This is a genomic window from Pseudomonas flavocrustae (assembly GCF_029872515.1).
Classification (GTDB): domain Bacteria; phylum Pseudomonadota; class Gammaproteobacteria; order Pseudomonadales; family Pseudomonadaceae; genus Chryseomonas; species Chryseomonas aestiva.
On record NZ_JAPDIQ010000001.1, the window covers coordinates 48,966 to 61,283 of the forward strand.

Annotated in this window: 9 protein-coding genes and 1 pseudogene; 4 read left to right on the forward strand and 6 right to left on the reverse strand. The window is 66.8% G+C overall.

The genetic code is table 11. From position 1 onward, the window contains the following. Nucleotides 1-122 precede the first annotated feature (122 nt). From phnE to OMP44_RS00255, 5 genes and pseudogenes are all read right to left on the reverse strand, one after another. Nucleotides 123-854 carry a phosphonate ABC transporter, permease protein PhnE gene (gene phnE, locus OMP44_RS00235; protein WP_252977325.1) on the reverse strand — a complete coding sequence of 244 codons (732 nt, stop codon included), beginning with the start codon at nucleotides 852-854 and terminating at the stop codon, nucleotides 123-125. A gap of 51 nt (nucleotides 855-905) precedes the next feature. Next, nucleotides 906-1,718 (reverse strand): annotated as a pseudogene (locus tag OMP44_RS00240) (PhnE/PtxC family ABC transporter permease); the annotation flags it as partial. Further along, nucleotides 1,712-2,521 (reverse strand): phosphonate ABC transporter ATP-binding protein, encoded by an 810-nt coding sequence (locus OMP44_RS00245; protein WP_273862955.1) that lies wholly within the window; start codon nucleotides 2,519-2,521, stop codon nucleotides 1,712-1,714. The gene OMP44_RS00245 and the pseudogene OMP44_RS00240, both read right to left, overlap by 7 nt. Further along, complete coding sequence (locus OMP44_RS00250; RefSeq protein WP_133862805.1) at nucleotides 2,518-3,366, reverse strand: putative selenate ABC transporter substrate-binding protein; 849 nt, start codon at nucleotides 3,364-3,366, stop codon at nucleotides 2,518-2,520. Before OMP44_RS00250 ends, OMP44_RS00245 begins: the two co-directional genes overlap by 4 nt. Before the next feature lie 198 nt (nucleotides 3,367-3,564). Then, nucleotides 3,565-5,493 (reverse strand): transglycosylase SLT domain-containing protein, encoded by a 1,929-nt coding sequence (locus OMP44_RS00255; RefSeq protein ID WP_187980115.1) that lies wholly within the window; start codon nucleotides 5,491-5,493, stop codon nucleotides 3,565-3,567. A 220-nt stretch (nucleotides 5,494-5,713) separates the two neighbouring features. On the opposite strand from OMP44_RS00255, the gene OMP44_RS00260 reads away from it, so the two are divergent. Then, nucleotides 5,714-7,630 carry an ATP-binding cassette domain-containing protein gene (locus OMP44_RS00260; RefSeq protein WP_280305830.1) on the forward strand — a complete coding sequence of 639 codons (1,917 nt, stop codon included), beginning with the start codon at nucleotides 5,714-5,716 and terminating at the stop codon, nucleotides 7,628-7,630. Nucleotides 7,631-7,648: 18 nt separating this feature from the next. Here OMP44_RS00260 and OMP44_RS00265 read toward each other — a convergent pair whose 3' ends face one another. Further along, complete coding sequence (locus OMP44_RS00265; protein WP_007162381.1) at nucleotides 7,649-8,089, reverse strand: universal stress protein; 441 nt, start codon at nucleotides 8,087-8,089, stop codon at nucleotides 7,649-7,651. A 415-nt stretch (nucleotides 8,090-8,504) separates the two neighbouring features. Here OMP44_RS00265 and fadB point away from each other — a divergent pair, with 415 nt between their 5' ends. The 3 genes from fadB to OMP44_RS00280 all read left to right on the forward strand — a co-directional run bounded on the left by fadB (nucleotide 8,505) and on the right by OMP44_RS00280 (nucleotide 12,169). Further along, entirely contained in the window at nucleotides 8,505-10,652 is a 2,148-nt protein-coding gene (gene fadB / locus OMP44_RS00270; RefSeq protein WP_280305838.1) for a fatty acid oxidation complex subunit alpha FadB, read from the forward strand. A 15-nt stretch (nucleotides 10,653-10,667) separates the two neighbouring features. Then, nucleotides 10,668-11,846: an acetyl-CoA C-acyltransferase FadA gene (gene fadA / locus OMP44_RS00275; protein WP_280305840.1), complete on the forward strand. Its 1,179-nt coding sequence runs from the start codon at nucleotides 10,668-10,670 to the stop codon at nucleotides 11,844-11,846. A 71-nt stretch (nucleotides 11,847-11,917) separates the two neighbouring features. After that, a complete protein-coding gene (locus OMP44_RS00280; RefSeq protein WP_178083935.1) occupies nucleotides 11,918-12,169 on the forward strand; it encodes a DUF1653 domain-containing protein in 252 nt (83 codons plus the stop codon). The last annotated feature ends 149 nt before the right edge of the window (nucleotides 12,170-12,318 follow it).

Here is a 12,318-nt window from a genome sequence, read left to right on the forward strand (position 1 = left end):
TGAGGAAGCGGACCGGGCTCGCGAACGAGTTTACGAGTAGTAAATGAGCATTCCGGCCGGGCTGGCGACCCAGGGTCTTTTCAATGCCGTTTGGCCGACGCGCAGCAGCCTTTGAATAGGCTCTAACGAACGACCCAGCGCTGCCGGGCCCAGTTACTCAGCAGATCCACGCCCAGCACCAGCACCAGCATGCCGAGGATCACGGTGGCGGCCTGGGCCTGCTGGAACAGGCTCAGGCTGAAGTACAGCTGCTGCCCCAGGCCGCCGGCGCCGACGAAGCCGAGGATGCTGGCCATGCGGATGTTGTTTTCCCAGCGATAGAGCAAGTAGGCCAGCAACTGTGGCCAGACCGCCGGCAGGGTGCCGTAGAGAAAGGCCGCCAGCGCGCCACCGCCGGCCAGGCGAATGGCCTCGGCGGGCGCCTTGGGGGTGTTTTCCAGGGCGTCGGCGAACAGCCGGCCGAGTACCCCGGCGGTGTGCAGGGCCAGGGCCAGGGTCCCGGCGTTGGGTCCCAGGCCGGCGGCCAGCACCATCAGCGCCGCCCAGACCAGTTCCGGCACGGCGCGCAGGGCATTGAGCAGCAGCCGCGCCAGCGCCAGGGCGCCCAGGCCCAGGCGACCGGCCGCCGGCAGCGCCAGCAGGATGCCGAGCAGCCCGGCGAGCAGGGTGCCCAGGGCCGACATGGCCAGGGTCTCCACCGCGCCGTGGGCCACGGCCAATAGCTGGGTAACCGAGAAGTCCGGCTTGAGAAAATCGGCCAGGAAGCTGCCCATCTGCGCCAGGGCGCGAACGCTCAGCAATTCGCCGAAGGCTGTACCCAGGTAGCTGGCGGACGCCACCAGGGCGGCGCCCATGGCCAGCACCGTCAGAGCGCCGCGGCCGCCGCCCTGACTGCGCTCCACCTGGCGCAGCAGGCGACTGAGCACATCGGCCAGCAGCACCAGCACCAGGAAGGTCAGCAGCAGGCTGGCCACCTCGCCACCGGCGAACATGCGCAGCGACAGGTCCACCTGCTGACCGAGACCGCCGGCACCGACGAAGCCCATCACCACCGAGGCGCGGATGGCGCATTCCCAGCGGTAGACGCTGTAGGAAATCATCTCGCCCGCGGCATTGGGCAGCACGCCATAGACGAAGGCCTGCAGGCGACCGGCGCCCTGCAGCAGCAGAGCCCGCGCCGGGCGGGGATCGACCGATTCGAAGATCTCCGCATAGACCTTGCCCAGCATGCCGCCGTAGGTGATGGCGATGGCCAGCACCCCGGCGGTGGGACCCAGGCCCACGGCGCGGACGAACAGCAGCGCCCAGACGATCTCCGGCACGCTGCGCAGGACGATCAGCACCCCGCGGACCAGTCCGCGGAGCAGGCGCGGCAAGCGGCCTGGACGTCCGCCGCGGGGCAGGGCGGAGATCGACAGCACGCGAGTGGCGAGCAGAGCGGCGGGCAGGGCGATCAGCGCCGCCAGGGCCATGCCCAGGGTGGCGATGGCCAGGGTTTCCAGGGTGGCGCGCCCGAGCACGGCGAGAAAGTCGGCGTCATGGGCGGGTGGCCAGAAGCCGGCGAGAAAGTTGCCCATGGTGCGGGCGTTGTCGCCGGTGAAGAGTCCGAAGAGATCGAATTCCGCCAGGCGCAGCGTCGGCCAGGCCAGCAGCAGGGCCAGCAGGGTGAGCAGCAGACGGGGCCGGGCGGCCGGGTCCTGGCGGGGCGAGGTCAGCATCGCGGCAGGTCGAGCGGCGTCTCGGCCGGGGCCGGTGCGGCGGGCGCCAGTGTGGCGCTCAGCCCCTCGTTGGCATAGAGCGCGGCGAGATCGGCCGGGGTGACGGCGCTCGCGGCTTTGTCCCACAGCAAGCGGCCGGCCCGCAGGCCGAGAATGCGTGGAAAGCGCTGCAACGCCAGCTCCACATTGTGCAGGCTGGTTACCAGGGTGGTGCCCTGGCGCGCCGCAGCGTCGCTCAGCACCTCCAGGGTATGGCCGGCCAGCACCGGGTCCATGGCCGACACGGGTTCGTCGGCGAGCAGCAGCTGCGGCTGCTGATAGAGCGCCCGGGCGATGCCGACGCGCTGCAGCTGGCCACCGGACAGCTGATCGCAGGAGGAATAGAGGCGATCGGCGAGATCCAGCGGCGCCAGGGCGGCGGCGGCGCCGTCACGATCCAGGGGATGCACCAGGCTGACCAGGCTGCGCGCCAGCGACCACTGGCCGAGGCGTCCGGCCAGTACCGCGGTGATCACGCGCTGGCGCGCCGGCAAGGGCGGCGCCTGATGGATGAGGCCGATGCGGGCACGCAACTGGCGCCGCTCCCGGTTGCCCAGGCTCCAGGGCTCCTGGCCGAGCAGCTCCAGCTCACCTGCGACCGGTCGCAGCCCGGTGGCCAGCAGGCGCAACAGGCTGGTCTTGCCCGCCCCGGACGGGCCGATCAGCGCGACCTGCTCACCCTGTTGCAGGCTGAGGTCGAGATCGGCCAGGGCGGGCGAGCCGTCGGCGTGTACCAGCGTCACGCCCCTGAGGGCGAGACTCACTTGAGCAGGCCGGCTGCCAGGGCGGAAGCCTCGATGCTCTTGTAGTTGTCCGGCGAGGTCGGCACGAAGCGGCTGGCCGCCTGCAGGTCGAGGATCGCCTTGTCGGCCGGCTTGGCCGGATCCAGGTCGAGGAAGGCCTGCTTGATCTTGGCCGCCAGTTGCGGATCCAGACTGCCGCGCACCGTCCAGTTGTAGTCGTAGTAGGGCGGGGTGGTGGATATCACTCGGACCTTGCTGGTATCGACCTTGCCGGCGTCGACCAGCTTCTTCCACACCGAGGCGTTGAGCACACCGGCATCGGCCTTGCCCGCGGCGACCCAGGCGACGGTGGCGTCATGGGCGCCGGAATAGGCCACCCGCGAGAAGAACTGCTCGGGGACGATGCCTTCCTGCTGCATGAAGTAGCGTGGCATCAGGCTGCCCGAGGTGGAAGAGACCGAACCGAAGGCGAAGGTCTTGCCCTTGAGGTCCTGCAGGGTCTTCACAGCCGGGTCGGCGGTGATGAATTTGCTGGTGAACTTCTGATCTTCTTCGCGCTGCACCAGGGGGGTCATCGGCGCCTTGCGCTGCGCCTGGACGAAGGTGAAGCCGCCGAACCAGGCCAGGTCCAGGCGATCCGAGGCCATGGCTTCCACCACGCCGGCATAGTCGGACACCGGGACGAATTTCACCGGCATGCCCAGGCGCTGCTCCAGGTATTCACCCAGCGGCTTGAACTTGCGGATCAGCTCGGTGGGCGCCTCGTCGGGAATGGCCGAGACGCGCAATTCGGCGGCGGCGTGGGAGAGCAGGGACGTCAGGGACAGGGCCAGGCCTGCTGCCAGGGCCAGCGAACGCTTGAGCATGGGTTTCTCCGGTTCAATAGCGGAAAAAAAGGGGCTGCAGTATAGGGGGTGGCGCTGTTTTGCGCAGCTGTCACGGGGCCTAAGGCCTGGCAGGATGCTGCCGTCGGGTGACGCAGGGGCTCTAGGCGGTCACTGTGCAGCGGACACGAACAGGCGTCCGAGTCCGCTGCGGTGGTATCAGGGCGGGCCGGCGAGCGCTCAGGTCTCGTCGAAGAAGCGCTCGTTCCAGTCGACCAGGGGTTGCGGCGCATTGAGCTTCTGGCCGTAGATCACTGCGTAGGCCAGCACGTTCTGCACGTATTGCCGCGTCTCATCGAAGGGAATGGTTTCCACCCAGACGTCGAAGGCCAGGTGGCGTGCGCCCGTCAGCCAGCGCTTCACCCGCCCCGGGCCGGCGTTGTAGGCCGCCGAGGCCAATACCCGGTTGCCGTTGAACTGGGCATGGACCATCGACAGATAGGCGGTGCCCAGCTGGATGTTCTTTTCCGGGGTCAGCGCCTGCTGTGGCGAGGCCAGGGGAATGGCGAACTTGCTGGCGGTATGACTGGCGGTGGCCGGCATCAGCTGCATCAGGCCCATGGCGCCCACCCCGGAGCGCGCATCGGCCATGAAGCCGCTTTCCTGGCGGGTGATGGCGAACACCCAGCTGCTGTGCAGACCGCGGGTCTGGGCCTCGCGCACGAAGCTCTCGCGATAGGCGATGGGGAAACGAATATCCAGGTCGTCCCAGTACTTGGCCAGGCTGATGGTGCGGATTGCCGGGAAATACCATTGCATGTCATAGGCCATGCGCGCCTGGGCCACGAGTTCGTCGCGGTTGAAGTGGCGGCTGACATAGAACCACTCGCGGCGGGCGTTGATCGGTTCGCCGCGGGCGATGAATTCCAGGGCGCGCTGCACGCCAGGGGTATTGCGCACCTTGCGCTTGAGGGCGTCGCTGAGCATCAGCGGCTTGTTGTTGAGCTGATAGGGCGCCTTGCTGCGGTCGGCGGCAAGGAAACCGTAGTAGTCGCGCTCGCGACTGACCTCGGCGTATTCGCGCAGCACCGCCGGACTCTGCGGCTGCATCAGCTCCAGGGTGCGGGCCCGCCAGTATTCCCAGCGATTGGCCTTGGCCAGACTCGGCGGAAAGCGTTCGATCAGGGCGTGGGCATCGCTCCAGCGACCCAGGCGCAGGAGCAGTCGGGCACGCCATTCGCTGACGTCGTCGTCCCGCAGTTCGGGGTCATAGCGCTCCATCAGCGGCAGGGCGCGCGGATCGAAATTCTTCGCCAGGGTCAGGCCGATCTGGCGGGCGATGGCGACCTTTTCATCGCGGGTGAAGGGCATGCGCTGGCTGTAGACCTCAAGCAGGCTCATGGCCTGTTCCGGGTCCTGGCGCGCCAGCTTGCGCAGGCCCAGGCCGACCACGTCGGCGAGGCTCTCGCTGGCCGGGGCGAAGGCCTGGACATTGGCGATCTGCTGCGGCTTCTGGGCCACGTCGATCAGCCGCTGGGCCTGGCCGGACAGCGTCGGCAACTGGGCGGACAGGGTGCGCACCAGGCCGTACTCGCCCTTGTCGGCGGCCAGCTTGGCGCGTTCCCAGACCCGCTCCTCGGTGAGCTGGCCGCGCGCCGCCCAGGCCTGGAACAGGCCATCGCAGGTGGTCGGCTGGGCCTTGCCCACCAGCCAGTACTTCTCCGCCAGCTTGAAGCCCTCGCTGGCATTGCCCTGGGCGATCAGGTACTGGCCGTGCAGGCAGTCCAGTTCGGTGAAGTTGAAGTCCGGCGAATAGTATTTCTCGAAGCGATTCCAGTCGCCGCGATCGGCCAGGCTGCGCAGCCAGCGCAGGCGCAGCCAGTTGGACTGCGGCAGATCGCCGTGCTCGGCGAGAAAGCCCTCGATCTCGGCATCGCTGGCACCGGGGACGCGCTTGATCAGCTCGTCGTAGGCCAGATAGGGCTCCAGCGGATAGGTGCGCAATTCGCCGCGATTGGCCAGGTAGACGCTGGCATCACCGCGGTCCAGCGCCGCCTTGGCCTGGTCGTAGAGTTGCCGCTGCTGCTCCAGGGGAGCGGCTTGCGAGGTGGTGGAGCCGATCAGGGGAGCGAGGAGCAGGGGCAGGATGACGAACAGGCGACCGCGCATGGGAATTCCGTAAAAGCTGGATGCGGAGGGGGCGGCGCGCCAGGCTCAGGGCAGGCGGCCGACCGTCACGGGGCAGTCTAGCTTACGTGCCGGCGGCAGGTGGCGAAAGCGTCGGCCATGGCCTGCCGTCGGGCGGTCCGGGCGTTTCGCCGGCTCGCACCGACCGGCGCCGGGGCAGGCGTCTCTGCTAGACTGGCTGGCCTTTTTCGCGGAGAAACCCATGGCGCTGCTCAAGTTCACCAACGTATCCCTGGCCTTTGGCGTCACCCCCTTGCTGGACGGGGTGTCCTGGCAGATCGAACGGGGCGAGCGGGTATGCATCATCGGCCGCAACGGCACCGGCAAATCCAGCCTCCTGCGCATCGTCAAGGGCGAGCAGCAGGCCGACGACGGCGAGGTCTGGCGCGCCCCGGCGATCAAGATCGGCGAATTGCCGCAGGAATTGCCCCGCGCCGACGACCGCTCGGTGTTCGACGTGGTGGCCGCCGGCCTGGCCGGTGTCGGCGAATTGCTCGCCGAGTATCACCACCTCACCCAGGACACCAGCGGTGAACTGGACATGGAGCGGCTCATGCACGTCCAGCAGGAGCTGGAGGCCCGCGATGGCTGGCGCCTGCAGCAACTGGTGGACAGCACCCTGAGCCGGCTGCAGCTGCCGGCGGAAAAGACCCTCGCCGAACTCTCCGGCGGCTGGCGGCGGCGCGTGCTGCTGGCCCAGGCACTGGTGGCCGAGCCGGATCTGCTGCTGCTCGACGAACCCACCAACCACCTGGACATCGGCGCCATCGCCTGGCTGGAAGACGCCTTGCGCGGCTATCCCGGCGCCGTGCTGTTCATCACCCACGACCGCGCCTTCCTCCAGGCCCTGGCCACCCGCATCCTCGAACTGGATCGCGGCAACCTGATCGACTGGCAGGGCGACTACGCCAGCTTTCTGGTGCACAAGGAGCAGCAACTGGCGGCGGAAGAGACCGCCAATGCCCTGTTCGACAAGCGCCTGGCCCAGGAAGAGGTGTGGATCCGTCAGGGCATCAAGGCCCGCCGTACCCGCAACGAAGGCCGTGTCCGCGCCCTCAAGGCCATGCGCAACGAGCGCAGCGAGCGCCGTGAGCGCCAGGGCAAGGCCAACCTCCTGCTGGAGACGGCCGACAAGTCCGGCAAGCAGGTCATCCTCGCCGAGCACATGAGCTATGCCCATCCCGGTGGCGAACCCCTGATCCGTGACCTGACCCTGCTGATCCAGCGCGGCGATCGCATCGGTCTGCTCGGTCCCAACGGCTCCGGCAAGACCACCCTGCTCAAGCTGCTGCTGGGTGACCTGCAGCCGACCACCGGCAAGATCCAGTACGGCACCAAGCTGGAGATCGCCTACTTCGACCAGCTGCGCCTGCAACTGGAGCCGGAAAAGACGGTGATCGACAACCTCGCCGAGGGTCGCGAATTCATCACCATCAACGGCCAGGATCGCCATGTGCTGAGCTACCTGGGCGACTTCCTGTTCAGCCCCCAACGGGCCCGTACCCCGGTCAAGGCACTGTCCGGTGGCGAGCGCGCGCGCCTGCTGCTGGCGAAGTTGTTCAGCAAGCCAGCCAACCTGCTGGTGCTGGACGAACCGACCAACGACCTCGACGTCGAGACCCTGGAACTGCTCGAAGAAGTGCTGCTGAGTTTCGAGGGCACCGTGCTGATGGTCAGCCACGACCGGGCCTTCCTCGATAACGTGGTGACCAGCACCCTGGTGTTCGAAGGGGAAGGGCGGGTACGGGAATACGTCGGTGGCTACCAGGACTGGCTGCGCCAGGGCGGCTCACCGCGCCTGTTGGGCGTGCAGACCCGCGAGGACGGCAAGGCTGCGCCAGTGGCTGCCAAGACCGAGCCCGCACCCGCGGCGGCCCCGGTCGCTGCTGCAGCCGCACCGGCCAGGCGCAAGCTCAACTACAAGGAGCAGCGCGAGCTGGACGCCCTGCCAGGCGCCATAGAAACCGCGGAAATCGAGCTGGAAGCCCTGCAGACCGCCATCGCCGATCCCGGCTTCTACCAGCTGCCGGGCGAAGTCACCCAGGCCAAGCTCGCCCGCATGGACGCGCTGCAGGCCGAGCTGGATCGGCTGATCGAGCGCTGGGCCGAACTGGAGTAATCCAGCCCGGCCGCGGGATCAGGCCTTGTCTTTCTTCAAAGCCACCGCCAGGGTATCGCAGGGCGCGCCGTGCAACAGGTCGTTGGACGTCGAGCCCAGCAGCAGCGCCAGGCCGTGACGACCATGGCTACCGACCACGATCAGGTCGCAGCCCTGCTCCTTGGCCATGCGGTGGATCTCCTGGCGCGGCTGCCCATAGGCCAGCACGCAATTGCCAGCCAACTCGGCGTACTGGGTGGTGAAGCCATCCAGCCGCTCGCGCGCCTGCTCGATCTGCTGCTGCTGCAGCGACGACAGATCCATGGGCACGTCACCGCCAAAGGCCATGGCCATGGGTTCGACCACGTGCACCAGCGACACCTTGCTGCCACAGCACTGACCCAGGGCCACGGCGCGACGGATCACCGGTTGGCAATCTTCGGTAAGGTCGACGGCAACCAATATGTGTTGGTAGGCCATACACATCTCTCCTTCATGATGGGGCGCCAGACCGTACCGTGGCTGGCGCTCGATTCGCGGGCTTCAGGTGCTGGCCGGACAGAACCGGCTGTCGCTCGGCAACTGTTCAGGCAGACGCTTGCCCACTTGTAGTTTCGACTCCAGGAGTCGGGGATAGCTCCACGGCTATCTTGCACAGAAGCGCGCCAAGCTCAAGCTCTCACCACTCGAACCCCCGACCACGCTTTCCCCGTGCATCCCAATTGACAAGCGCCCGCTTTTGCCAGAAGGTTGTGCGAACCGTTCAAACGGTTGTATGAATTTTCGCCCCGGCCCGGCCGGTGCCCTCCACAGAACAATATCGGGGCTGGCGATTTTCGGCTTCCATCCGAAGCTGCCGCCCGCCTTGCGACCAGGACTCAAGGGAGACCCGCTGATGATTTTCGAAGGCAAAGCCCTTTCGGTGCGCGACGTGGAGGACGGCATCGCCGAACTTCGCTTCGACCTCCAAGGCGAATCGGTCAACAAGTTCAGCGCCATCACCCTGCGTGAATTCCGCCAGGCCGTGGATGCCCTGAAAGCCCACGCCGGCCTGCGCGGCGTCATCGTCACCAGCGGCAAGGACGTCTTCATCGTCGGCGCCGACATCACCGAATTCGTCGAGATGTTCGGTCGGCCGACCGAAGAGCTGCAGGCCGGCATCGCCGAGATCAACCGCATCTTCAACGACTTCGAAGACCTGCCGGTGCCCACCGTGGCCGCCGTGGGCGGCATCGCCCTGGGTGGCGGTTGCGAGATGACCCTGGCCGCCGACTATCGGGTGCTGAGCACCGCGGCACGCATCGGCCTGCCGGAAGTCAAACTGGGCATCTATCCGGGCTGGGGCGGCACCGTCCGCCTGCCACGCCTGATCGGCAGCGACAACGCCATCGAGTGGATCGCTTCCGGCAAGGAAAACGACGCCGCCACCGCTCTCAAGGTCGCCGTGGCCGATGCCGTGGTCGCCCCCGAGCACCTGTTCGATGCCGCCCTGGACCTGGTTCGTCGCGCCGCCGCCGGCGAGCTGGACTACCGTGCCAAGCGCAAGCCCAAGCTGGAAAAGCTGCAGCTCAATGCCATCGAGGCCATGATGGCCTTCGAATCGGCCAAGGGCTTTGTCGCGAGCCAGGCCGGTCCGCACTATCCGGCGCCGCTGGAAGCCATCAAGGCCATCCAGAAGTCCGCCAACTACGGCCGCGACAAGGCTCTGGAAGTGGAAGGCGCCGGTTTTGCCAAGATGGCCCAGACCTCGGTCTCCGCCAGCCTGGTCGGCCTGTTCCTCAATGACCAGGCGCTCAAGCGCAAGGCCAAGGTGCTGGAGAAACAGGCTGCGCCGGTCAGGCTGACCAGCGTGCTGGGCGCCGGCATCATGGGGGGCGGCATCGCCTACCAGTCCGCGCTCAAGGGCACCCCGATCCTGATGAAGGATATTCGCGACGAAGCCCTGGAGCTGGGGCTGAGCGAAGCCAGCAAGCTGCTCAACAAGCGCGTCGAGAAGGGGCGCCTGGAGCCTGCGAAGATGGCCGAGGCGCTCAATCGCATCCGGCCGACCCTGTCCTATGGCGATTTCAAGAGTGTCGACCTGGTGGTCGAGGCCGTGGTCGAGAATCCCAAGGTCAAGCAGGCCGTGCTGGCGGAAGTGGAGGGCCAGGTGCGCGAAGACGCCATCCTCACCTCCAACACCTCCACCATCTCCATCAGCCTGCTGGCCCAGGCGCTCAAGCGTCCGGAAAACTTCTGCGGCATGCACTTCTTCAACCCGGTGCACATGATGCCCCTGGTCGAGGTGATCCGTGGCGAGAAGACCAGCGAAAGGGCCATCGCCACCACCGTGGCCTATGCCCGCCAGATGGGCAAGAACCCCATCGTGGTCAACGACTGCCCCGGCTTCCTAGTCAACCGCATCCTCTTCCCGTACTTCGGCGGCTTCGCCGCGCTGCTGGCCCAGGGCGCCGATTTCCAGCGCGTCGACCGGCTGATGGAAAAATTCGGCTGGCCCATGGGTCCGGCCTACCTGATGGACGTGGTCGGCATGGACACCGCCCACCACGCCCGCGACGTCATGGCCGAGGGCTTCCCCGAGCGCATGAAGGAAAGCCGCAAGACCGCGGTGGACGCCCTTTACGAAGCCCAGCGCTTCGGCCAGAAGAACGGCAAGGGCTTCTATGTCTACGAGACCGACAAGAAGGGCAAGCCGAAGAAGGTCGCCGATCCGGCCGTGGCCGAGGTACTGGCACCGGTCACCTACGAACAGCGTGAATTCACCGACGAGCAGATCGTCGAGCGGATGATGGTGCCGCTGTGCCTGGAAGCCGTGCGCTGCCTGGAAGACGGTATCGTCGACAGCGCCGCCGAAGCCGACATGGGGCTGATCTACGGCATCGGCTTCCCGCCCTTCCGGGGCGGTGCGCTGCGCTACATCGACAGCCTGGGCGTGGCCGAATTCGTCGCCATGGCCGACCAGTACGCCGACCTCGGGCCGCTGTACCACCCGACCCCCAAACTCCGCGAAATGGCCGCCGCTGGCCAACGCTTCTTCGGTTGAGCCTGGAGTAAAAAAATGAGTCTGAATCCGAGAGACGTCGTCATCGTCGACTTCGCCCGCACGCCCATGGGCCGTTCCAAGGGCGGCATGCACCGCAACACCCGCGCCGAGACCCTGTCCGCGCGGCTGATCGACGCGGTCCTCGACCGCAATCCCCAGGTCAATCCGGCCGAGGTGGAAGACGTGATCTGGGGCTGCGTCAACCAGACCCTGGAGCAGGGCTGGAACATCGCCCGCATGGCGTCGTTGCTGACCCGCATTCCCCACACCAGCGGCGCCCAGACGGTAAGCCGCCTGTGCGGCTCTTCCATGAGCGCCCTGCACACCGCCGCCCAGGCGATCCAGACCGGCAACGGCGACGTCTTCGTCGTCGGCGGCGTGGAGCACATGGGCCATGTCGGCATGATGCACGGCGTCGACCCGAACCCCCAGCTGTCGCTGCACGCCGCCAAGGCCTCCGGCATGATGGGCCTGACCGCCGAAATGCTGGGCAAGATGCACGGCATCACCCGCGAGGCCCAGGACCAGTTCGGCTATCGCTCGCACCAGCTGGCCTGGAAGGCCACCAAGGAAGGCAAGTTCAAGGACGAGATCATTCCCCTGGAAGGTCATGATGAGAACGGCTTCCTCAAGGTCTTCAGCCAGGACGAGACCATCCGTCCGGAAACCACCCTCGAAGGCCTGGCGGCCCTGAAGCCGGCGTTCAACCCCAAGGGTGGTACCGTGACCGCCGGCACTTCCTCGCAGATCACCGACGGTGCTTCCTGCATGCTGGTCATGTCGGCCCAACGCGCCCAGGACCTGGGCCTGCAGCCGCTGGCCAGGATCCGTTCCATGGCCGTCGCCGGCGTGGATCCGGCGATCATGGGCTACGGTCCGGTCCCGGCTTCCCAGAAGGCTCTCAAACGCGCCGGCCTGACCATCGCCGACATCGATTTCATCGAGCTCAACGAAGCCTTCGCCGCCCAGGCCCTGCCGGTACTGAAGGACCTCAAGGTGCTCGACAAGATGGAGGAAAAGGTCAATCTGCACGGGGGCGCCATCGCCCTGGGTCATCCCTTCGGTTGCTCTGGCGCCAGAATTTCAGGCACGCTGTTAAATGTCATGAAACAGAATGACGGCACCTTCGGCCTGGCCACCATGTGTGTGGGTCTCGGCCAGGGCATCACCACGGTGTTCGAACGCCTGCGCTGATCCGCCGCAGCGTGCGTCATCCGACCGGGGCGCCCCAGGGCTGCCCCGGTTTTCTTTTTTCGAGGTGGAACATGGCATTGCAGACGGGACTCTACCGGCACTACAAGGGTCAGCAGTATCGGGTGCTGGGTCTGGCCCGGCATTCCGAGACCGAAGAAGAGCTGGTCATCTATCAGGCGTTGTATGGTGAATATGGTCTCTGGGCGCGTCCCCTGAGCATGTTTCGCCAGAGCGTCCAGGTGGATGGCGAGCAGGTGCCGCGCTTCGCGCTGATCAGCGTCGAAGCCGATCCCTTGGGTCTGGATGCCACGCCGCAGCCTTGACCTTGCCGACATCGCCACTATATATAGCGGTGCCGCGTTGGCCGACCGCCCCCCGGCGCACCAGACTCAAATCGGTCTGGTCCTCCATCCGCCGTTCCGGCGCTCGCCTTTCGCTCGCTTACCGCCTTCAAGCAGGAATCTGACTCTCC

Excerpts from the sequence above, each read along its gene's own strand:
- phnE (WP_252977325.1), bottom strand. The coding sequence starts at position 854 with ATGGGCGCCGCCCTGGTGGCGTCCGCCAGCTACCTGGGTACAGCCTTC.
- OMP44_RS00250 (WP_133862805.1), bottom strand. The coding sequence starts at position 3,366 with ATGCTCAAGCGTTCGCTGGCCCTGGCAGCAGGCCTGGCCCTGTCCCTG.
- OMP44_RS00255 (WP_187980115.1), bottom strand. The coding sequence starts at position 5,493 with ATGCGCGGTCGCCTGTTCGTCATCCTGCCCCTGCTCCTCGCTCCCCTG.
- OMP44_RS00260 (WP_280305830.1), top strand. The coding sequence starts at position 5,714 with ATGGCGCTGCTCAAGTTCACCAACGTATCCCTGGCCTTTGGCGTCACC.
- OMP44_RS00265 (WP_007162381.1), bottom strand. The coding sequence starts at position 8,089 with ATGGCCTACCAACACATATTGGTTGCCGTCGACCTTACCGAAGATTGC.
- fadB (WP_280305838.1), top strand. The coding sequence starts at position 8,505 with ATGATTTTCGAAGGCAAAGCCCTTTCGGTGCGCGACGTGGAGGACGGC.
- fadA (WP_280305840.1), top strand. The coding sequence starts at position 10,668 with ATGAGTCTGAATCCGAGAGACGTCGTCATCGTCGACTTCGCCCGCACG.
- OMP44_RS00280 (WP_178083935.1), top strand. The coding sequence starts at position 11,918 with ATGGCATTGCAGACGGGACTCTACCGGCACTACAAGGGTCAGCAGTAT.